Genomic DNA, 21,015 nt, shown 5'->3' on the forward strand with positions numbered 1-21,015 from the left:
GCCTGCCGAATCTAGCTAAACGGAGTAATACTTAGAGGGAGTTATTTATGTCACCTATTCAAGATTTAACTATCGAAACAATCGATAGCATTCATACCAAGGAGTGGCTGCGTGCGTACCAGCGGGTCCGTGCCGCTACCGAGGCAATATGTGAGCCTCTGTATAAGGAAGACTACATGGTGCAGAGCATGCCAGACGTCAGTCCCCCCAAATGGCACATTGCTCATGTTAGTTGGTTCTTCGAAGCCTTCATCCTCAAGCCGTTTCACCCCAGCTACCTGACCCTCGACCCCGCATACGATTACCTTTTCAACTCTTACTATGAGACCCACGGTACGCCGTTTCCTCGTCCTGAGCGCGGCATGATTTCGCGCCCCACAGTGGATGACGTCTATCGCTATCGCGCGCATATTAATCAGGCCATGGAAGAATTGCTCAACGACCCTCCGCAAGAACACCTGCAGGAGATACTCCATCGTCTGGAGCTTGGGTTGCCTCACGAGCAGCAACATCAGGAACTGCTGTTCATGGACATCAAGCATATCCTGGCCCAGAACCCGCTCTGCCCAGTCTATCGAGGTGATCTTGTGTCGGCACCCGCCCATGAGGTCGGTGAACTCGGTTGGCACGCTTATCCAGCCGGAGTGCGGCAGATAGGTCATGATGCCGACGATAGCCGTTTTGCCTACGACAACGAAATGGGGCGTCATCGTCAATTCATTGAGGCTTTCCAGATCGCTGACCGTCCGGTTACCAATGGTGAATTTCTCACGTTCATGCAGGCGGGGGGATACGACAAACCTGACTATTGGCTGTCGGATGGCTGGGCCACGGTCAAGGCGGAAGGCTGGAAGGCGCCACTTTACTGGGTCGAGCGGGATGGCATCTGGCATCACTATACGTTAGGCGGGCTGGTGCCAGTGGACGTGAATGCGCCGGTTTGCCATGTCAGCTTCTACGAGGCCGATGCCTTTGCCCAATGGGCCGGTGCACGCCTACCTACTGAGGCCGAGTGGGAGGCGGTGGCTCAACATGTCCCCCTGCAGGGCAACTTCGTCGAAAAAGGCCATCTTCAGCCGGTCGCGGCTGCCCCGGTCGGCTCCAGCGAGGGGCCGAGGCAGATGTTCGGTGATGTTTGGGAGTGGACCGGAAGCGCCTATCGGCCCTATCCAGGGTTTCGCAAGTTGCCGGGCAGCTTAGGTGAATACAACGGCAAGTTTATGTCGGGGCAGATGGTGCTTCGAGGTGGCTGTTGTGCCACCCCGGAAGACCATATCCGCACGACCTATCGTAATTTTTTCCCACCTCATGCCCGTTGGGCTTTTTCCGGATTCCGTCTTGCTAAGGAGAGCTAATCATGAGCCTGGCCGTACAATTCCACGACTTGCACCCGACCCCAGCCTCAACATCGCTTCGCGATGAGATACTGACGGGATTCAGAGCCGATCAAAAGTTCGCCTCGCCAAAGTTCTTTTATGATCAGCGTGGTTCTGAGTTATTTGATCAAATTTGTGAGCAGCCAGAATACTACCCGACACGGACCGAGGAGGCGATCCTCGCGGAGGCCGCCGATGATATAGCCGAGATAGCCGGGCATGAAGCGACGTTGATCGAGCTTGGCAGCGGGGCGAGCCGTAAGGTACGACTTCTACTGGAAGCCATGCGTCCTAGCAGTTACCTGGGAATCGACATCTCGCGGGATTTTCTGCTCGACAGTACACGACGACTAGCAGCGGATTACCCATGGCTTGAAGTTCATGCCGCCTGTGCCGATTTCTGTTGCAATATGGCCTTACCGGACGGGCTATGCTGCGAAAGACCGGTCGGTTTTTTTCCTGGTTCAAGTATCGGTAATTTCGACCCCCAAGCCGCTGAAGATTTTCTTTGCGGGCTGCATTCTTTGTTACCCACCGGCAGCGGATTGTTGGTAGGAGTCGACTTGGTTAAGGATAAGCCGACCCTTGAAGCCGCCTACAACGATGCAGCTGGTGTGACGGCAGCATTCAACCTAAATCTATTGGAACGACTACGGCATGAGCTGCACGCTAAAATCGATCCCGCCAATTTTGTCCATCAGGCATTCTTCAACGAAGCACACTCTCGTATTGAGATGCATCTGGTCAGTCAGTTATCTCAAGTCGTCACTATTGAAGGGGAGCGTTTCAGTTTTCTGGAAGGCGAGACAATCCACACTGAAAACTCGTATAAATATACGGTCGAGGGGTTTCAGGCGTTGGCGGGTCGTGCGGGATTTGAGGCGCTCTCGTCCTGGACCGATGCGAATAGCTTGTTTAGCGTCCACTACCTGACGCGTGCCTAGGGGACACTGATAGCGCGACCACTACAACTCCACATTAAGCGCTGATAGGGAAGGCCAAGAACAGGCCAATCCCGGAAGCACACATAAGGGGTCGCGCCAGTTCGCGATGTCACTTCGGCGCTGAGGGTAGCCACCTTGAATTGAGGGGCGCGCTTAAGGACCATTCCTTCGTAGCAGATAGCTGCAGTGATGCCGGTGGTCGTGGCACTTAGCAGGTCTCGGTCGGTTTGATGGCACGCATGCGTTCCCGCTGAAAGAGCTGGTGAGGGCGGAGCGATCTGCCGAACCAAGCATCATTACTGACATTTACTAACTGCGCCTAAGGCAGAAGGTTTGTGACTTCGGCACCAAAGACCGCCTGTAGCAGATGAGTACCTTATGGGCAACCCCGCTGCATTCAGGGCATGCGCTTCCCGTCCTTTTTAAAATCGGCATAGGGGTACCGGGTGTTGGCAATTCCATTAGAAATGAAAAGGGGTGCTGTCTCTGAAGATGAGAGGTGGCTAGACCGCCTTTTCGGGCAATCATGGCTTTAACTTCTCCAATCGTAATGACCAAGGGGTGACCTTAACGCTGCGTATCACCAGCAATTAAGGTGAACTGAAGCGCATGATGTAAGTCTTTCGAAAGCAACGCACCACCGTAAAAAAGTGCATGACAGGGGCTTTGGTTAGCTGGCGTGACATAGGCTGAATTGTAAATATGAAGAGAACAACAGCCTCATATGTGCCATTATTCGGGCGTTGCTACAGATGACTCAGGGAATGGAGCTTGCTCGCTTTCGTCTGCTTGGTGACGCCTTTGCTCTTGCGTCCATAAGGTCTTGAGATAATTCACCACATCGCGGATCTCGGTGGGAGCCAAAATCTCCTGGTACGCTGGCATTGTTAGCCTATCAGTTTTATTCCAGGGGTCGCGCCAACCTTCAGCAATAATTCGGTAGAGCATGGCATCAGAGTGTTTCCAGGTATGGCCCTCTGGCCCATGCGGTGGAGCTGGCAACTCACCTAGAGCATTTTGCCCTTCCCAATTGGGCATGCCTTCGCCTTGTATACCGTGGCAACTGGCACAGTATTGTCGGTAAACTTTTTTTCCGTCTTCCAACCGAGACGCATCACTTGAAGAAGGGCGGTCCTCAGCCATGGCGTGCCCTGCAATATTTAACGTCAGCCATGAGGCAATGAAAAACCAGCGCTTACGCATCGGGATAAGCCCAGGATTGGCCTTCGTCTTCACTGTGCAAAAGCTCCCCTTTCTGATTTAAACCATAGAGCGTGCCTTTGGGAGAGAGGGTGAGCGCAACGAGCACTGTGCCGTCACCAGTTACTTGTTGCCACTCTTGTCCACCCGTTTCGCTACGCCATAGGCCCTGCTGAGTAGCCACATAGACTCGCTTTGGGTTGTCAAGGCTATATGCCACATCATAGACGCTGCCAGCATCAAGTTCTCCGGTCGGTCTCCAGCCGCAAAAGCAGTCCATCGATAGACGCACCGCATCGTCAGATACCGCGTAAAGCCAGCCGGTCTGCATGCTGCCTTCCATGTCCGAGTGAACGAGTCGGTTAACCTTTTGTGAAGGGCCGCTGTCCATTTTCTTCCAGGTGTTGCCAGCATCCTCGCTTTGGTAGATGCCGTTTTCGGCAATCACCGCATAAAGTGTTTCGTCCTGGCGGCGATGCACGGTTAGCGCAGTCACCTCCCGGCTAGGTAGGTTAGCGCTGAGCTCTTGCCAGGTTTCTCCATTGTCGGTGCTACGCTGCACCCCAATTGAGGTGCCTGCAATATAGAGCGTTTGCGAGTCAGTATAGGGAACCGATACCGCTAGCAACTGGCCTTCAGTCACGTCTTCGGGCAAGGGAATCGCATTCCAAGCCATGCCTTCGTCGGTACGCTGAAATAGCTGGTTGGCCTCAATCTTAAACAGGCGTTTGCCTGTTACGTCATAATGCAATGAAAGCAACCCTTCTTCGGTTGCCAAGGCCGTACTGGTGCTGCCAAGGCTGACTGCGACCAAACCTGCCAGCAAGAAGACACGTAAAAAACGACTCTTGATGTTGTACATTTCAATATTTCCTTAAATAACCATTAACCGATAACACCGAGGGCAGGGAAAGTGCGCAATAACCAATATGACAGCTCGGATAGTTTGCCAGTGATCATTAAGCTACCCATCAGAATCATGATCAATCCAGCCGCGATATGTATAAAGCGCCCCCAGCGGCGCAAGAACTGCTGGTGCTTTATGAAGCGATCAAGTGAAAGGGCACTTAGCATGAAGGGCACGCCCAGACCCAAAGAATAAACGCCGAGCAACGCCATCCCGCTCCAGGCGTTGGCCGTGGAGGCGCTGACGGTAAGAATGGCACCCAGAATTGGGCCAATGCAGGGGGTCCAGCCAAATGCAAACGCTAAACCAAGTAAGTAAGCTGCACTGCGGGTTCCACCGACGTCCTTCAGTCGACCCATAAACCGCCATTCTTGATGAAACCAGCGCCATGGCATGAGCCCGGTCATGAAGGCGCCAAACAGGACGACGATAAGGCCACCGACTAGGTTTGCTTCTTGGCGATACACCAGCAGCAGACGACCAATGGCAGTGGAGCTGGCTCCCAGCAACAAAAAAACGGTTGAAAAACCGAGCACGAACCATATCGACTGGGTTAACACCCGCAGACGTTCTCGTCTATCCGCTTCCTGTAATTGTCCGAGCGAGCGGCCGGTCATGAAAGAAAGATAGCCAGGCACAAGTGGCAAAACACAGGGCGAAATGAACGAGATCAGGCCTGCCAGAAAGGCAGTGACCAGTCCTATATTGGCTACTTCAAGCATTACCCTTTACCCATGGCTAGGCTTGGAATTTTGATGAGGACTGCTTGATTGACTCGCTTTGATCGACTAGTTGGCGAGTGGTAGGCGCTGTTCCGGCATGCACTTCTGAAGCGTCTTCTACCCGAGCCTGAACATTGGTAGCGTCGCTTTGCTCGGTCGCTTCACCTTTTTTGTCTTTGCACTTCATCATGCATAGGCCTAATCCGCACATAATGAGACATGGCAATAGGCTCAATAGTATAGGCGCGATGCCCAGCAAAACCAGGTTATCCCAGCCAAAAGCAAGGCCGCCAGCCACTGCCACGCCACCCAGCAACATCAGGCCGCGTTGCCCTGTCAACCGGCCTTGTAGCCCCGATTTTTGTTTGTTCTGTTGGGTTTTGTCGTCACAACAACTCATGGTGCTACCTCATTATCTGGTTGCAATCATTTCGGCAAGAAAGTCGATCATGTCTTGAGTGTTCCACTCGGCTTCCCCCACGAGGCGCCCAATTTCTTTGCCTTGGCGGTCAAGTAGAAGCGTCGTGGGAATACCTACGGCCCCAAGATCTGCGCTAGCCATTCCGGTTTTATCTATATAGGGAGCCAGATGTTCAATGCCTATCTCTTGATAGAATTCATTAACAATCTCGACCCCCTTACGGTCGATCGATAAGGCGACCACCTCAAAATCATCGCTGCCAAGCTCATCTTGCAGGGCATCTAAAGTGGGCATTTCCTCTCGGCAAGGCCCGCACCATGTTGCCCAGATGTTTAGTAGAATCAGCTTTCCTTCAAAGTCAGCCAACGTGAAAGGGGTACCGTCGCTATCCTCGAAGCTGATTTGTGCCACGTCGTTGGGGGTAGCCCAGAGAAGAAACCCCTGTGGCCCTGAGCTTTCTGACGGGGTGGCCATGGCAAGGGATGTGGCAGTCATCAGAAATACAGCTACGAGATATCCTGCCAGGATGGGGAGTTTCATCGCCGCACTATCCTTTAGTAAGTCGCGTAAATGTCGGGGCTCTCAGTCGGTTGCGAGGCGATGGCATAGACTTCCAACGGGCCACGCTTTTCTCCCGACATGCCCGGTGAGCCAAGCGGCATTCCCGGCACACTCAGCCCTATGATAGAGGGCTTTTCATCAAGCACTTGGGTCACGCTCTCAACAGGCACATGCCCTTCGAAGAGATAGTCCCCTACGACCGTGGTATGGCAGCCCTGCAGTTCTTCAGGGACGTTATACTCGGCTTTCATTTTAACAAGATCATGGGTGTCGATCGTCTCCACGTCGAAGCCGTTTTGTTCCAAATACTTGGCATATTCGGCACAACACCCGCAATTGGGATTTTTGTAGAGAGTCGCTGATATATCAGCCGCCAATCCCGATACGGGAAAAGCCAGCAAAGACGTAACGGCAAGCGCTTTCCAATGTTTCATATGTTGTGTGTCCGGTTAGATATCAGAGAGGAAGGTCCAAGCGACGCTATCCGCATGATGAAAAGGTTGCTTGCGTACAAGCAACCCTATCCGAGCCGCTTTAAGCGTCGTCGTTCTCATGCTGCATGTTTTCCATCATGGCGTTACATTTTTCCATCATGGACTTCATATCGCCCATCATGTCGTGCATACCCCCTGCTTGCATCATATTGCTATGCATGGCGTTGCCCTCCATCGGCTTCTGTTGATTCTCTTCTTGGGCAAGAAGCGAGCTAGCTCCGAAGCTGCTGGCAGCAACAATGGCAGTAAACAGGATCGCAGTATTACGTTTACGCATGACACTCTCCTCTGTGTGTGAGTCACTCTGCCAAACGCGCTGGTGGTAGGACTTGATTACGGTTTTTTATCCTGTGGCAGAAGTGCTTTTTTAAGATATCCTTAAAGCAGACTTTAAGGTCAAGGCCTCATTTTAAATTTCGTTATACAACCTAAATGTTTGTCATGAGCGCTCAGCTGAAGACTTGACCTTTGGGCAGCCTAACGGTTGTAAGCTGGCTACGAATAAACGAATGAGGATAAGCCAATGCGAGTCTCAGAGCTGGCTCAGACGGGAGGAGTAACGGCAGAAACGGTACGCCACTATACAAGGGAAGGGTTATTGCAACCGCACCGCGACCCGCGCAACGGTTATCAACTCTACGATGCAGAGTCCTTGGGGCGCCTACGTTTTATCGATTGCCTGCGTTCGCTGGGTGTTAGTCTTCCAGAGATCAAGCAAATATTATCTTGGGCGGATCAAGGCACTGCAGAGTTTATTGAACCAGTACCACTCGCCACTCAAAGGGGACGTCTTTACTTGCGGGCTCAAGAGTTCCAGGTGATAGCGCGCTGGATAGATAATATGAATCAAGACAAGATGACTGAAAGTTTCAGCCTGAAGGAGCTCATCGAATCGCTTGGATCTAGAAAATCAGACGTCGAGATTAATGATAAGCGAGGTCATCATTAATGTTGCGATGGGGTCATGGCACCGTGCGTATCCACCATCCCTATCATGGATTCCAAATACCAGAGTTGCCAGACGGCAAACGCAATAATTAGCAGCGCTGCTAGCGTACGAGTCGCAGGACTACGTATCCATATTGAGACGCGGCGCGCTGCCACACCGGTCGCTAGGACGGCAGGCAGGGTGCCGAGCCCGAAGGCCCCCATCATCGCGGCGGCACGCAATGGCTCGGCTACGGCCAGACTCCAGGCCAGCATCGAATAGATTAGCCCACAAGGCATCCAGCCCCATAGCGAGCCAAGTGCGAACGCTTGGGGCACTTTTACAACAGGCATCAAGCGACGTCCTATTGGTTCGATGCGGCGCCACAGAACGCGCCCTAGTGCCTCGATACGTAGCAAGCCCTTCCACCAGTTGGCGATATAAAGCGCCATCAGTATCAACATGACCGCCGCCAGGATACGCAATACCAGGGCGAAGCTGTCCAATGCATGGTTGAGCACGGAACCGAGCAGGGCCACCAAGGCACCCGCGATCATGTAGCTGCTGATACGGCCTAAATTATAGCCGAGCAACAGAGCTGCTAAACGGCTAGGTTGTCGCATGCTGGGGGGCACAGCAAAGGTCAGGGCACTCATGATGCCGCCACACATGCCGATACAGTGCGCGCCTCCCAGCAAGCCGAAGACGAAGGCCGCCGCCAGCGGCGGCAGGCTCAGGTCGGCGGGATTCATTTAAGGAGCGCCTTTGGTGCTATCCGCCGTACCAAGGGAGGGGCTGGTGGCGAAGGTCGCCGGAGGGGAGCCGTACGGTGAGATAAGTTCGACCTGTTCGGGTGGATAGCAAAGTCCTTGATCGGAACAGCCCTGAAAGGTCACCACGACGGCCAACGGTCCGATCACGGTCTCGCTCGCCTCGATGGGCGCACTCACCAACACCTGATTGTAGAAAACATTAATGTCCCCCAAAGATGCGTGCGACATTGGCTCACCAGGTGGCAAAGCCAGCTCTCCGAAATTGATACTTCGAGAGAGACTCTCAATCGCAAACTGATGCCGATGAAGGTAATAGTCTTCGGCGACGGTGAAACCGACATAAACCCGATCATCGTCTCGCCAAGCGGTGGTTCGGAAGGCTTCTGTAGCCGGTAGAAAGTCACGTTGCGTCGAACGGTTAAAAGGGGAGCTTTTGTCACCAACCCCAAATATCTCTTCACGTGCCGCTACCGGTGTGACTATAAAGAGTGCCACCATTAGAAAAGCGAAGACTTGTTTCATGAGTTTAACGCCGCCTTTGGCTTATCCACTGGCTGACGTCTGGACCAAGCGACCAGAGCAAAACCCGCTATGAGCATCGGTAGTGTCAACAGCTGCCCCATGGTCAACCAGCCAAAAGCGATGAATCCCAACTGAGGGTCTGGGAGGCGCACGAACTCCACGATGAAGCGAAAGGCTCCGTACAGAAGCAGGAACAACCCAGAGATGAGGCCTCGCTGACGCGGTCGGCGCGATAGCCACCACAGCACGGCAAACAACACGACACCTTCAAGGGCAAACTCGTAGAGAGCCGAAGGATGGCGTGGCTCTGGGCCCAGCTCCATCATGGATGGAAACACCATTGCCCAAGGTACATCACTAACTCTTCCCGGTAACTCGTGATTGATGAAGTTACCGAGGCGACCCGCTCCCAGGCCGATCGGGACTAACGGAGCAATGAAGTCAGTCAGTTGAATAAAAGCCAGTTGATGTTTGCGAGCAAACAGCCAGGCAGCCACTAATACACCGGCAAGGCCGCCATGAAAGCTCATGCCTCCTTCCCAGATTTTTAATAACCAAAGGGGGTTTGCTTGCAGTTGTTCGAGCCCGTAAAACAGCGCATAGCCAAGACGGCCGCCAACGATGATGCCGATGGCGCCGTAGAAGATCAGGTCGCCCATATCATCGTGGCTTAGGCCGAGTCGGTGGGCGCGACGCCGACCCAACCACCAAGCAGCGACTAGCCCGATGACATACATTAAGCCATACCAGTGGATCTGAAGAGGGCCTATGGCGATGGCGATCGGATCAATTTGAGGGTATTGCAACATATACCTTCCTTAACTTAGCGTTACAGATGGAGTCATTAATAAAAAAATAATGCGTTTTCATAACCGTTTTATCGTTTCCACTTCTCGACTTCTTGGATGACTCGCTCAACATCTTCAGACGTTATGTAACCTGTATGTTTGTAACGAATAGTGCCTTCGGTATCGACCAGATAGCTTTCTGGGGCGCCATACACACCTAGCTCAAAACCTAGGTTACCCTCTGGATCAAAGATGTTGACTTCAAAAGGGTTCCCGAACTCGTCAAGAAACTCGAGCCCCTTTGCCTGGGTATCCTTGTAGTTGATCCCAACCAAGCGGACGCCTCGCGCGGCTAAATCCAATAACTGCGGCATTTCATGTTTGCAAGTCGGACACCACTCTCCCCACACATTGACTAATGTCACCTTTCCTTTAAAAAGAGATTCATCAACGAGCCTTGAGGGGTCTTCCAGCGTTGTCAGGCTGAATGGCGGAAACGGCTGAGCTAACAAGGGTGAATCTCTGGCGCTAGGATCCATTGATAAGCCCTGATAAAAGAAAAAGCTCAAACCAAAAAAGCCCAATAGGGGTAAAAATAGCAATGTCCGAAATTTCACGTGTACGTCTCACAGGTAGTAGCGGGTAAGTGCCTGCTGAGCATTGTTAATGCTTACGAAAGTTGATTTAGAGCACTCGGTTGCTATCGGTCATGGCTGTCGAGCCCATAAGCGTTTCGCCAGCAGAGGCAGCAATGTAATGCCACTGATGAGAATCAGCGCGATTGTGAGGCCACGGGAGTCGGCCGTAATCAGCACTTCGCCGAACATGACGATTAGATACGCCGTGGGGATCACGCCGGCCAGTGTGGCGATCAAAAAGCGCCAGAAAGACAGGGGGGTGATACCTGCCGCATAGCTGACGGCATCAAACGAAAGGAAGGGCACCAATCGGGATGCAAAAACGATGAGCATCAAGCCTGTCTGAGAGCGCTCCTTTCCCAGCCAGTTGAGGATGGGCCGCGTACGCGGCCAGCGTTGCATCACTTCATAGCCGAGCAAACGAGCAATGCAGAAAGCGAGCAGAGCACCGGCTTCGGCACCGATAACGACATAGATCGTCCCCCAAACTGGGCCGTAAAGCGCACCAGCCACCATCGCAATTGGGCCACTGGGAATCGGGCTCATGACAATGGCCGCCATCATCATAAAGATGATGGCCAACGGCCCCCAGACGCCCAGCCTATCAAGCCACTCACGCAAGGCCTGCTTGTCGGTCAAGACCGACAAGGCGCCGGTCTCCATCAGAATCCAATAAAGGGCCGCCAAGCCCATCAATAGAGTGAGCCCCAAAAAGAGCGTTTGCTTTACGCTAAGCTTGGTTGCCATGTGCATCTCAGTGGTCGTGATTGGGGAGACTCGCATCTCAGCCCTGTACCGTTATGGTGTATCATTCAACGCCCAATATTTCGCGAAACTGGTCGGTCGACACTGCGCCATTGATACGCTGAACTTTCCCGGCTTCATCACGGTAGTAGCTGGTCGGCGTTCCCGTAGCACCGGCCTCACGCATGATCTGGGCGTGATTTCTAAGAAGCGCTTGACTCTCCTCCGACGGCTCCACCGGCCTTATGCCGCCATTGCGAAATTCCAGTTCATGAGTTTCGAGAGCACTGGCCGGATTGTCGGATTCAAGGATTGCAGCAGCTTTGCGAAGACTGTCCTCTGATAGCACGCCGACCAGCACGTGACGAAGCTGTAACACGCCTTGCTCAATGAGCGGGCGCGAATTTTTCCAGAGTGCATTGCAGTAGGGGCAGTTGGGGTCTGTTAGTGTGTACACAATATGCGAAGCATCATCATTCCCCTCCGAGATAAAACGAGTGTTTTCAAACGCACTCCAGGTAGCTTCCAGCATGGGGTCCAGCACCAGAGCCTGAAGCTGGCTTTCCATAACGGCATTGCCCTGCGGGTCGATTAACGTACCAATGACGGCGTAGTCGGAAGAGGAGGAGATATAAGCTGCCATAGGCTCATTATCATAAGACAAGGCATAGCCTTGGAGACCGTCAGGCGCTTCGAAGCTGCCATGGAAGGTGAACCCTTGATCCACCAATGCGGTAATCGATTTGGGCAAGGGAGACTCAGTATTCGTGGCACTGCTGGCCTGACGACTCTCAGTGGCATCAGTACTTGCTTCCTGCGCCAACGCAGGCAACGTTATAAGACCTAACAGACCTGCAGCAGCTAGGCAATAAGTGATAGGTAGGATATATCTCATGGATGCTCTCTTTATTAGTTTCTGATCTACCCAAGGGGACGATTGTATTCGGTTGCCAGCTTCATCACTTCTTATTAAAAAACAGGTATTTGATGAGCGCAGCAACACCAAGCCCCAGCGCAATAATCAACAAGATCGCTATTAGGCCCATCCCTGCCATACCCCACATGCAGCTTTCACTTCCCATCATTTTGAATTCCTCGTTAACACGACATTGTTTGGTTTAGGCGCGATGAACAGCATCGTTTGGACGTGGTGTGGCATTGCCGGTATCCGATGTGAAACGGCGTAGCCGCAACGAGTTAGTCAGCACAAAAACACTGGAAATGCTCATGGCCGCCGCCGCCAGCATGGGGCTGAGCAATACGCCGATGAACGGATAGAGCACGCCCGCCGCTACGGGGATTAGTGCTACGTTGTAGCCATAGGCCCAAACGAAATTGCCGATAATAGTCCGGTGGGTACGCTTGGAGAGCGCTGTGGCATTGACGATGCCTCGCAAATCGCCACTCATCAGCACCACATCGCCAGACTCGATGGCGATATCGGTACCAGTGCCGATCGCAATGCCCACGTCGGCCTGCGCTAACGCGGGAGCATCATTGATTCCATCTCCCACAAAAGCGACACGCTTGCCCTCCGCTTGGAGACGCCGGATCTCTGCCGCTTTCTGGTCGGGCAGCACCTCGGCGAGAACCTGCTGGATGCCAACCTGCCGTGCGATAGCATCGGCAGTAGCACGGTTATCGCCGGTGAGCATGGCCACGCCCACCCCTTGCGCTTTGAGTGCTGCGATAGCCTCGGCAGAGCCTTCTTTAAGGGGATCCGCCACCGCGATGACTGCAGCAAGCTGACCGTCTACCGCGGCATAGAGTGGGCTCTTGGCGTTCTCGGCCAACACCTTGGCGCGTGTTTCTGCCTGGCCGAGGTTGATTTCCAGCCGACGCATGTAACGATCAGCTCCTACTTGCACCAAGTGGCCGTCGACCTCGGCTTCAATGCCGTAGCCAGGCTCGGCACTAAAGCGACTGACCGGGGGTAATTCCAGCCCACGGGCCTTGGCGCCCTGTACAATAGCCTCGGCGATGGGGTGCTCGCTTTGAGCTTCCACCGCCGCGACCAGTCGCAGCACTTCGTTTTCATGGCCGTTGATCGCTTCGAAGTCGGTCAGTTCGGGGCGCCCTTGGGTCAAAGTGCCGGTCTTGTCCAGTACCACCGTATTCATCTTGGCCAGCGTCTCAAGCGCCGCCCCTTTACGAAATAGCACTCCCATCTCGGCCCCTTTCCCGGTACTGACCATGATGGCCGTTGGGGTGGCCAGACCCATCGCACAGGGGCAGGCAATTAGCAGCACGCTAACGGTAGTGACGAAGGCAAAGGACAAAGACGGCGCCGGTCCGAAAGCGAACCAGAGTGCAAAGGTAATCGCGGCAATAACGATGACCACAGGAACAAACACACCAGCAACCTTGTCGGCTAATTGCTGAATGGGGGGCTTCTCCGCTTGGGCCGTTTCCACCATCTTGACGATCTGCGACAAGACGGTGTCGGCACCGACTCGCGTGGCCCGAAAGGTAAGTGCACCGTTCTTGTTGATAGTGCCACCGACGACTTCGGAACCCTTCTGTTTGACGACCGGCACTGGCTCACCGCTGATCATCGACTCATCAATGTAGGAGTGACCCTCCTCAACGATGCCATCGACTGGAACACGCTCCCCTGGGCGAACCAAAATACGATCGCCCGTGACGACGGCGTCGATAGGCAGCTCGACGGTTTCATCCTCGCGGATGACACGGGCAGTTTTCGCCTGTAATTGCAGAAGCTTCTTGATCGCCTCGGAAGTGCGACCTTTGGCAATGTGTTCAAAATAGCGACCGAGCAGAATTAGCGTCACAATGACCGCTGCCGCTTCGAAATAGCTCACGGCTGTTCCGACGGGGAAGAGCGCGGGCGCCAGCAAGGCGGCGACTGAATAGAAGTAGGCAGCGCTCGAGCCGATCATGACGAGGCTGTTCATGCCCGGATTAAAATGCCGGAGTTCGGCGAAGCCGGCACGATAGAAGCGTGCACCTGCATAAAACTGCACCGGTGTCGCCAATAACCACTCGACGCCCATCCAGGCGCGATGCGGCATTAGACTTGTTAACAGCGTGTCAAAAGCGGGAATCATTTTCCCCATGGCGATAATGACCACCGGAATCGTGAATATTGCCGCGAGCACGACTCGGCGGCGAAGCTCAGCTCTCTCCCGGTCCTCGCTGTCCGTCGGTGGCGGCGTATCGGTATCCTGTGGTTCATAGCCTGCCTCGCGGATGGCATGCTGAATACGCGGTAGAGAAACGACTCCCGGCAGGAAACGAACGAAGGCTTTCTGGGTGGCGAGGTTAACACTCACCTCCACTATGCCGGGCAGCTTCGTTAGCGTTCGCTCAATCCGAGAGACACAAGATCCGCAACTCATGCCGGTGACGGGTATGTCGAGGCTTTCTACCACCGGTTGATAGCCCGCCGTTTCAATGGCATTGAGTAGGTTAGCGGTTGCGGTACCTGCTTCGACCTGGATAGCCGCCTTCTGTGTGGCGAGGTTTACTTGAGCGTTGATCACTCCTGGCTGCTGGCTGAGTGCACGCTCCACACGCCCAACACAGGAAGCACAGGACATACCACGAATCTCGATGTCGACGTGTTGCGTCATAATGACGATCTCCCTGTTAATTTATCGACGACCCGATAGGCAAACTTGATTCCCATGTTCGCTGTCGAGAAAATGCCCAATCATTCAGTCTGCTCAGCGATAGCTTCAACAATCGGGCAGCCTTCCTGCATAGGCCCTTCGCCTGCACACTCACTCAATGTTTTCGATAATACGGCTTCAATCCGCGTGAGGTGTTTGATCTGCTCGCGCACTTTATGCAGCTTCTCGCCGGCGATGCGTTTAGCTTGTGCCCGGTCGCCATTAGCATCCTGAAGCATTAACAGCTCCCGAATCTCTTGTAGCGTGAAGCCCCACTGCTTGGCATGAACGATAAACTGCAACCGATCCACGGCTTCTAATGGGTAACGCCGATAGTTGGCATCGGTCCTCCTCGGAGGAGGCATAAGTTTCTCTTTTTCGTAGAATCGAATCGCCTGGCTAGCGACTCCACTTCGTTCGGCAAGCTCGCCGATACTTAGTGTTTGCATGACGTTACCTCACGACATTGCTAGTCTGAACGTCCAATAACCTGACTCAGTTGATATGCCTCCTACACCGGCCGAGGCTCCTATTGATTCGGTTGGCGCACGACCCTAAGGTAGGGCGTCTTAGTGTTCCAACCTTCGGGAAAGTGTTGCTTGGCGTCATCATTTGATAGCGATGGCGAGATGATGACATCGTCACCGTTTTGCCAGTTAACGGGCGTGGCCACTTTGTGTTTGTCGGTTAACTGCAGCGAATCAAGAACACGCAGTATCTCGTCGACATTACGTCCAGTGCTGGGCGGATACGTCAAAGTGAGACGAATTTTCTTGTCAGAATCGATGATGAAGACCGTACGCACCGTCAGTTTAGGATCGGCTTTCGGGTGAATCATTCCATACAGCTTCGCCACCACCTGATCTTCGTCAGCCAGCAAGGGGTAGTTCAGAGCTGCGCCCTGAGTCTGTTCAATATCCCTCGCCCAGTCGTGGTGAGAGCTAAGTGGATCCACCGAAACCCCAACCAGCTTGGCTCCCCGCTGGGTGAATTCGAGCTTTCGCTTGGCAAACGCGCCCAGTTCTGTGGTGCATACTGGCGTAAAATCAGCGGGGTGCGAGAACAGCACCGCCCAGCTGTCGTCAAGCCATTGGTGAAAGTTGACCGTACCTTGCGTAGATTCGATCGTGAAGTTTGGTGCTGTCTCGCCCAGTTGTAGCGTCATGGAAATGTCCTCATGTCATTCATTGAGTGGCCACCATAACTTTGAAGTCAACTTTAAGGTCAAGCGTGATGTGTAATATTTGCAGTTCGGTAGGAGACAAATAATTTGCCAATAAAGGTTGACCTTAAAGCAGCTGTAAGCCTTAAAATTATTATGGCGCTAAAATGGACATGATATGAGGTAGCACCATGGGATTGGTATCAATACCCTTGTTGTCTGTCTCCATAACTTAAGTTGCGATAACACATTGGAATCTCTCTCTTCCATCGGCTTGGTCGGTGCCTTTATCGGCGGATTGGTCTCCTTCTTTTCGCCCTGCACGCTGCCCCTGTTACCGGCCTACCTCTCGGTGGTCACAGGTGGTAGTGCCGGTAAAGCCGACAGGCGGTTAGAGGCATTGACCCTCAGTGCCTTCTTCGTCTTCGGCTTCAGCATCGTGTTCATCCTACTCGGGCTCGGCGCCAGTAGTATCGGGCAACTGATGCGAGGGTATCGCCAAGAATTCAACTGGGTTGCCGGCTCAGCGGTGATCGTGCTGGGCCTCTTCATGACCGGCGTGTTCCGGTTGCCGCTTTTCCAGCGTACCCTTCAGTTCACTCCCAGTGTCCAGGGTGGCTCCCCTTTGTCGGCGACTGTATTCGGGGTATCTTTCGCCATCGGTTGGACACCGTGTATCGGTCCTATACTGGGCGCTATTCTGATGGCCACGTCTAACGCTGCTAGTGCCCAGTCTGGAATGATTTATCTCAGTGCCTACTCGGCTGGCCTAGCGCTGCCTTTTCTTGCCAGCACTTTACTGATTAACCGATTCGCTCTGCACCGGAAAAGCCTAGGAAGGTGGAGCGCCTATGCTCGCCCCGTCGCGGGCACGGTTGTGATTCTGATGGGTATCGCCATCGTCTCAGGTAGCATGACGCGGCTTTCCAGTATCATGGTCGACCTTTTTCCTTCCCTGGCGACACTGGGGTAGCCTAGCCATTCGATAAAGTTCTGCGAAGTGTTGACCTACTCAAACAGTTGAAAACTGTGAACATAGTAAGAGCTTCTGAGCCAAGCTCGAGAAGCTGGCTAGGATCCTCCGCTCTACATTTTGCCCAAGTAATCGCGTCTAGAACTGTCATGCAGCGGCCTGGCAAGGGATAGTCCCCAACCGATTTTGCCTCTGGTCTCACCGAAAGCAGCCCAACGAACTCGTCGATAATCTCGGCTTCACGAATTTTGTGTACATCCCCAGACGGAACTCTGATCATTAAGCAGAAGCCTATCAATAGTCTCCTTTTCTGACGGAGAACCGATACTGCCAACCTTCAGTGGCGGGCGAGAATCTTCGCTGCGATGGGCGAAGTGATCATTTGAATCACGGCAAAAAAAGCGGCTGGAATCGCGATTTCTGATGGCAAACCGGAAGCAGCGACAAACGCTGCGGCAATGCTGAATTCCTTTTTACTGACCGTGAAAAGATAGGTAATCACCTCTTTGCGATCGGAGGTGAGTAACCGTGAGGACATACCTACCAGGTATCCAATCAAATTGAGGCACAGGGCCGCCCCCGCAATCACAAACGCATACCAACCATAGCCAATGATCGTGGAGGCATTCGGCCCGACCACGGCGAGTAGGATCAGCAGATACAGAATTGACCCTATCCCTGCATACGCTGAATCATGCCGTGCAAAGAAAGCCGAAAACTTTGTCCGCAAGGTGACCCCAATCACGGTAGGGACAAGCACGATCAGTGTTAATTCAAGAATAATTGATCCAAGCGGTACGTCTAACTGGAGGCCGGTGAGCCATAAAAACAGGAAGGGCACAATAAACGGGCATAACGCGGTATTGACTGCGTTGAAAACAGCGGCAAGCGCCACATTGCCTTTCGCCATTAGTGCCAAAAGAGGAGAGGACACATCCGTCGGCAGAGTGCCGAGCAAAGTTTGGCCAGCAGCCAGCGGGCCGCTTCCAAAAAATAGACGGCCCGTCAGCCACCCGGCAATCGACATCGGCCCATAGACCAGCCCCAATGCCAACAACTGCCGTGACGGCTTACGGAACACGATGCGCACTGCATGCGCATCGAATGTGAGGCTGATGATCAACATCAGTAATGCCAGTAATGGCCCAATCGCGAACTCAAGTATTATTCCGGTGGCCGGAAAGAGTAAGCCTACCCCCGCGACGAACATCACAAACCAGACAAGGTGCGCCTCGACAAAATAAATGAATCTACTCATGGTGGATTGGACGTTACCGGTTGAAGTGGATTGAGCTCCGTATCTAAAACATGATCACTTCGGCCCAGCACGCCATGACTTGCTTGGGAGCAAGGGACGCTCTTCCCAATCCAGCGATGCAAATAGACAATGCTCAAGGGTTGAAGCTTTAGTTGCTAGAGGTTTTATAGTACCAAGAACAGATAATTCGTGAGAGGGTAACAGATGGGACATCATCATGATCATCCCCACATTGATCCTGCCTCTGGCGACCGGCGCGTCAGCATCTCCATTTGGGCCAATGGGCTCTTAACCATCGCTCAAATCGTCGGTGGCATTATGGCGGGAAGCTTATCGCTGATCGCTGATGCATTACATAACTTTTCAGACATGGCAGCGTTAGTCATTGCCTTTGCTGCTCGTAAAATCGCCAGACGGCCCGCCGATGCGCACATGACCTTTGGCTATGGCCGCATCGAGATAGTGGCAGCACTCATCAACTACACCACCCTCATTATTGTCGGCGTCTACCTGATTTACGAAGGCGCTATGCGGATGATCGATCCCCCTGAGATAGAGGGATGGACGATCGTGATTATTGGTGGCGTCGCGCTTGTCGTCGATGCCCTTACCGCCGTGCTCACGTGGTCAATGCAAAAAGAGAGTGTCAATATCCGCGCCCTTTTTCTGCATAACTTATCGGATGCGTTTGCCTCCATCGCTGTGATTATCGGTGGTTCGCTTATTTTACTGTACGACATGCGCTGGGTAGACCCCGCCATCACGATAGGGATTGCGCTATATATTCTTTACCTTGCCTTCTCTGAAATTGGTGGCCCTATCCGTACGCTAATGCTGGGATCTCCACCGGACATTGACGGGCAGGCAGTCATTGAGACCGTCCGAAATATCGAGGGAGTCCAGGATATTCACCATGTGCATCTATGGCAGATGCAGGAAAACATGGCAGCCCTTGACTGCCACGTGGTTCTGACAGAAACCGGCTGGCAGCAGCTTGAATCCGTCAAAGCAGAGATCAAGGAGCAGCTTAAAATGCGCTTCAGTATTGCTCATTCCAGCCTAGAGTTTGAGCATAGTGATCACGCGCATCAAAATGCCAATCTATATGGGCACGAGTGACAGACCGAGGCCGACTCCCGGCTCAGGTAGGTAGCGAGCGACTTACTCCCATAGCGATTGGCTTATTTTTCCACCCTACTTTTCCACCCCATCGTTGAGACAGAGAGAGAAACATGTTCAAAAAAGCGTCTTTTATATTAGCCGGTACGTTAATGCTAACCGCTGCAATCGTCGCCGTATCAAAACCTGCCCTCTTAGATATGCAAGCTCAGGCAGCAAAGGAGAGCGGTGTCCAGGCTGAGGACTCCTTGGTGCGTTCACACTCCCCCATCTTGGGGCGAGAAGACGCGCCGGTAACGATTGTGGAATTCTTCGATCCGGCTTGCGAAGCCTGCCGTGCTTTCTATCCCCTGACAAAAAGTATTCTGGAAACCTACCCAGAAAAAGTGCGGCTCATCGTGCGCTACACTCCTTTCCACGGCGACGTATCTGATAAGGCCATTCGGGTATTAGAAGTCGCTCGTCGTCAGGGCGTCTTTGAACCGGTACTGGAGAGGCTGCTGGCTCGCCAGGATCAATGGGCCTCACATGGCAGTTTTGATGAATCCGCTATCCTCGATATCGCGAGCCAAGGGGGCCTTGATTTAGCGACTGCTGAAGAGCAACTGACTTCTGCTGAGGTGCAGGCGGTGATTGACCAAGACATGGAGGATGTCAGAGCCAATCAGATTCGCCAAACACCCACCTTTTTTGTCAATGGCGAGCCTTTAGATCCCTTTGGTATGCAAGAGCTGATTGATGCCGTTGAGAGTGAAGTAGCGGAGATCTCTGGGGAAGAGGATGGCCAGTGATGCAGCGCTGGTGGTTACTAGGCTTTATGGGCTTTTACCCCTTGCTAGCCGAAGCCAATTGGCAAACGCATCTGTTATTGCCGCCGTCTGAACTTAGCCCTGTCAGGTTACAGGCGGCTAGCGAGCAAGAAGGCACATTACCGCTCGATAGCGTTGATACCCTAACCTTTGGGCGTGATGTCGTCATTGATACCACCCTCTACGAGGCCTTGGCAGCAGAAGGTGTACCAACGCGTTTCGCCACTAAACTGGAAACACTGCTCAGCGAGTTTATCGCAGCACCATTGGAGTTCTCAGGCAAAGAGCGTATTCAATTAGTGTGGGAGGAAGATCGACGCCAGGACGGCACCCGAGTTGGGCCACCACGCCTCAGTTATGCCGCTCTGCCTGACCAGACAGAGCCCTTAGAGGTTATATGGCCGGTCACTCCAAAGGGGGACGTTGCTCTTTTCAAAAGCGACACCCTGCTAGGCACGTTGCGGTTGCCCGTTCTTAGTGCTCGCTTAACGTCTCGCTTTGGAAATCGGCGACATCCTGTGTATGGAGGGATGCGTCCTCATAATGGGATTGACTTGGCTGCGCCGACAGGAACGCCGGTCATTGCCACCGCACCTGGGCGCGTATCCTTTATGGGTCGCCAAGGAGGATATGGGCAGGTGATCGAGGTGGAGCACGATACAGGGGCAGTTAGTCGCTACACACACCTTAGCCGATTTTCCCCACAGTTAGTGGTTGGGAATTTAGTCAACGCTGGGGAGCCGCTCGGAGAGGTAGGTTCGTCCGGGGTCGCCACGGGGCCCAACCTACATTACGAAGTGAGAGTCAATAACCAGCCTGTTGACCCCCTTGATCAAGGTCAACGCATCATGTTGGGCGAACAGTCGACTCAAAGTGAATATCAAGCGTCACTTTACGAGGCAAGAGATCGCTTAGAACAAGCTATCGGTACGGCTTCTATTTACGATCTGATTTCACTTAACGAGCAATAAAATTTAGATAAGTGGATTAAATGGTGGGTGTCACCGTTGCATGAGAGTGAGGCAAACCGACCTCTCATCGGAA

Annotated in this window: 25 protein-coding genes; 7 read left to right on the plus strand and 18 right to left on the minus strand. The window is 53.2% G+C overall.

Annotation, left to right across the window (positions count from 1 at the left end; translation table 11 throughout):
- The first annotated feature begins 47 nt into the window (after positions 1 to 47).
- Entirely contained in the window at positions 48 to 1,355 is a 1,308-nt protein-coding gene (gene egtB, locus CTT34_RS02275) for an ergothioneine biosynthesis protein EgtB (RefSeq protein ID WP_159340864.1), read from the plus strand.
- 2 nt (positions 1,356 to 1,357) lie between these two features.
- A complete protein-coding gene (egtD, locus tag CTT34_RS02280) occupies positions 1,358 to 2,320 on the plus strand; it encodes an L-histidine N(alpha)-methyltransferase (protein ID WP_159340865.1) in 963 nt (320 codons plus the stop codon).
- Between the two features lie 732 nt (positions 2,321 to 3,052).
- Here the strand turns inward: egtD and CTT34_RS02285 are convergent.
- From CTT34_RS02285 to CTT34_RS02315, 7 genes are all read right to left on the minus strand, one after another.
- Positions 3,053 to 3,556 (minus strand): c-type cytochrome, encoded by a 504-nt coding sequence (locus CTT34_RS02285; RefSeq protein WP_227404209.1) that lies wholly within the window; start codon positions 3,554 to 3,556, stop codon positions 3,053 to 3,055.
- Positions 3,516 to 4,382, minus strand: a complete 867-nt coding sequence (locus tag CTT34_RS02290) for a WD40/YVTN/BNR-like repeat-containing protein (protein ID WP_159340866.1) — start codon at positions 4,380 to 4,382, stop codon at positions 3,516 to 3,518. Before CTT34_RS02290 ends, CTT34_RS02285 begins: the two co-directional genes overlap by 41 nt.
- A gap of 23 nt (positions 4,383 to 4,405) precedes the next feature.
- Positions 4,406 to 5,149, minus strand: coding sequence for a cytochrome c biogenesis CcdA family protein (locus tag CTT34_RS02295; protein ID WP_113271214.1), 744 nt, complete (start codon positions 5,147 to 5,149; stop codon positions 4,406 to 4,408).
- A gap of 16 nt (positions 5,150 to 5,165) precedes the next feature.
- On the minus strand, positions 5,166 to 5,549 hold the full coding sequence (locus tag CTT34_RS02300; protein WP_159340867.1) for a hypothetical protein: 384 nt from the start codon (positions 5,547 to 5,549) through the stop codon (positions 5,166 to 5,168).
- Between the two features lie 12 nt (positions 5,550 to 5,561).
- Entirely contained in the window at positions 5,562 to 6,110 is a 549-nt protein-coding gene (locus CTT34_RS02305) for a TlpA family protein disulfide reductase (RefSeq protein ID WP_174788515.1), read from the minus strand.
- 14 nt (positions 6,111 to 6,124) lie between these two features.
- A complete protein-coding gene (locus CTT34_RS02310; protein WP_159340868.1) occupies positions 6,125 to 6,565 on the minus strand; it encodes a DUF411 domain-containing protein in 441 nt (146 codons plus the stop codon).
- 100 nt (positions 6,566 to 6,665) lie between these two features.
- Positions 6,666 to 6,902, minus strand: coding sequence for a hypothetical protein (locus tag CTT34_RS02315; protein WP_035562998.1), 237 nt, complete (start codon positions 6,900 to 6,902; stop codon positions 6,666 to 6,668).
- A 246-nt stretch (positions 6,903 to 7,148) separates the two neighbouring features.
- On the opposite strand from CTT34_RS02315, the gene CTT34_RS02320 reads away from it, so the two are divergent.
- Positions 7,149 to 7,574: a MerR family transcriptional regulator gene (locus CTT34_RS02320; protein WP_035563000.1), complete on the plus strand. Its 426-nt coding sequence runs from the start codon at positions 7,149 to 7,151 to the stop codon at positions 7,572 to 7,574.
- On the opposite strand, the gene CTT34_RS02325 is transcribed toward CTT34_RS02320, so the two are convergent.
- From CTT34_RS02325 to CTT34_RS02365, 10 genes are all read right to left on the minus strand, one after another.
- Complete coding sequence (locus CTT34_RS02325) at positions 7,571 to 8,305, minus strand: sulfite exporter TauE/SafE family protein (RefSeq protein ID WP_113271216.1); 735 nt, start codon at positions 8,303 to 8,305, stop codon at positions 7,571 to 7,573. The genes CTT34_RS02320 and CTT34_RS02325 overlap by 4 nt on opposite strands.
- Positions 8,306 to 8,848 (minus strand): protein-disulfide reductase DsbD domain-containing protein, encoded by a 543-nt coding sequence (locus CTT34_RS02330; RefSeq protein ID WP_022522186.1) that lies wholly within the window; start codon positions 8,846 to 8,848, stop codon positions 8,306 to 8,308. It lies immediately after the preceding gene.
- Positions 8,845 to 9,657 (minus strand): prolipoprotein diacylglyceryl transferase, encoded by an 813-nt coding sequence (gene lgt / locus CTT34_RS02335; RefSeq protein WP_035563007.1) that lies wholly within the window; start codon positions 9,655 to 9,657, stop codon positions 8,845 to 8,847. The genes CTT34_RS02330 and lgt overlap by 4 nt, the downstream gene beginning before the upstream one ends.
- Before the next feature lie 68 nt (positions 9,658 to 9,725).
- Positions 9,726 to 10,253, minus strand: a complete 528-nt coding sequence (locus CTT34_RS02340; RefSeq protein ID WP_053856991.1) for a DsbE family thiol:disulfide interchange protein — start codon at positions 10,251 to 10,253, stop codon at positions 9,726 to 9,728.
- A gap of 90 nt (positions 10,254 to 10,343) precedes the next feature.
- Positions 10,344 to 11,021 carry a TVP38/TMEM64 family protein gene (locus CTT34_RS02345; protein ID WP_053856992.1) on the minus strand — a complete coding sequence of 226 codons (678 nt, stop codon included), beginning with the start codon at positions 11,019 to 11,021 and terminating at the stop codon, positions 10,344 to 10,346.
- A gap of 61 nt (positions 11,022 to 11,082) precedes the next feature.
- Positions 11,083 to 11,913, minus strand: coding sequence for a thiol:disulfide interchange protein DsbG (dsbG, locus tag CTT34_RS02350; protein ID WP_022522190.1), 831 nt, complete (start codon positions 11,911 to 11,913; stop codon positions 11,083 to 11,085).
- 64 nt (positions 11,914 to 11,977) lie between these two features.
- Positions 11,978 to 12,103 carry a hypothetical protein gene (locus CTT34_RS18540; protein ID WP_258955997.1) on the minus strand — a complete coding sequence of 42 codons (126 nt, stop codon included), beginning with the start codon at positions 12,101 to 12,103 and terminating at the stop codon, positions 11,978 to 11,980.
- Positions 12,104 to 12,136: 33 nt separating this feature from the next.
- The gene (locus CTT34_RS02355) at positions 12,137 to 14,611 is read right to left on the minus strand and encodes a heavy metal translocating P-type ATPase (RefSeq protein ID WP_159340869.1); all 2,475 of its coding nucleotides are present in this window, start codon (positions 14,609 to 14,611) and stop codon (positions 12,137 to 12,139) included.
- Positions 14,612 to 14,691: 80 nt separating this feature from the next.
- The gene (locus tag CTT34_RS02360; protein WP_035563017.1) at positions 14,692 to 15,099 is read right to left on the minus strand and encodes a heavy metal-responsive transcriptional regulator; all 408 of its coding nucleotides are present in this window, start codon (positions 15,097 to 15,099) and stop codon (positions 14,692 to 14,694) included.
- An 80-nt stretch (positions 15,100 to 15,179) separates the two neighbouring features.
- Positions 15,180 to 15,815: a peroxiredoxin gene (locus CTT34_RS02365; protein ID WP_159340870.1), complete on the minus strand. Its 636-nt coding sequence runs from the start codon at positions 15,813 to 15,815 to the stop codon at positions 15,180 to 15,182.
- A 247-nt stretch (positions 15,816 to 16,062) separates the two neighbouring features.
- Between CTT34_RS02365 and CTT34_RS02370 the strand changes: the two genes are divergently transcribed.
- Positions 16,063 to 16,785 (plus strand): cytochrome c biogenesis CcdA family protein, encoded by a 723-nt coding sequence (locus CTT34_RS02370; RefSeq protein ID WP_159340871.1) that lies wholly within the window; start codon positions 16,063 to 16,065, stop codon positions 16,783 to 16,785.
- A 337-nt stretch (positions 16,786 to 17,122) separates the two neighbouring features.
- Here the strand turns inward: CTT34_RS02370 and CTT34_RS02375 are convergent, their stop codons facing one another.
- Positions 17,123 to 18,043 (minus strand): bile acid:sodium symporter family protein, encoded by a 921-nt coding sequence (locus tag CTT34_RS02375; protein WP_159340872.1) that lies wholly within the window; start codon positions 18,041 to 18,043, stop codon positions 17,123 to 17,125.
- A gap of 204 nt (positions 18,044 to 18,247) precedes the next feature.
- Between CTT34_RS02375 and CTT34_RS02380 the strand changes: the two genes are divergently transcribed.
- The 3 genes from CTT34_RS02380 (at position 18,248) to CTT34_RS02390 (ending at position 20,942) form a co-directional block, all read left to right on the plus strand.
- Complete coding sequence (locus CTT34_RS02380) at positions 18,248 to 19,162, plus strand: cation diffusion facilitator family transporter (protein ID WP_159340873.1); 915 nt, start codon at positions 18,248 to 18,250, stop codon at positions 19,160 to 19,162.
- 113 nt (positions 19,163 to 19,275) lie between these two features.
- Positions 19,276 to 19,953, plus strand: coding sequence for a DsbA family protein (locus CTT34_RS02385; RefSeq protein WP_159340875.1), 678 nt, complete (start codon positions 19,276 to 19,278; stop codon positions 19,951 to 19,953).
- Positions 19,953 to 20,942: a M23 family metallopeptidase gene (locus CTT34_RS02390; RefSeq protein WP_159340877.1), complete on the plus strand. Its 990-nt coding sequence runs from the start codon at positions 19,953 to 19,955 to the stop codon at positions 20,940 to 20,942. The genes CTT34_RS02385 and CTT34_RS02390 overlap by 1 nt, the downstream gene beginning before the upstream one ends.
- Positions 20,943 to 21,015: the final 73 nt, after the last annotated feature.

The sequence above is a fragment of the Halomonas meridiana genome, assembly GCF_009846525.1.
In the GTDB taxonomy this organism is placed as follows: Bacteria; Pseudomonadota; Gammaproteobacteria; order Pseudomonadales; family Halomonadaceae; genus Vreelandella.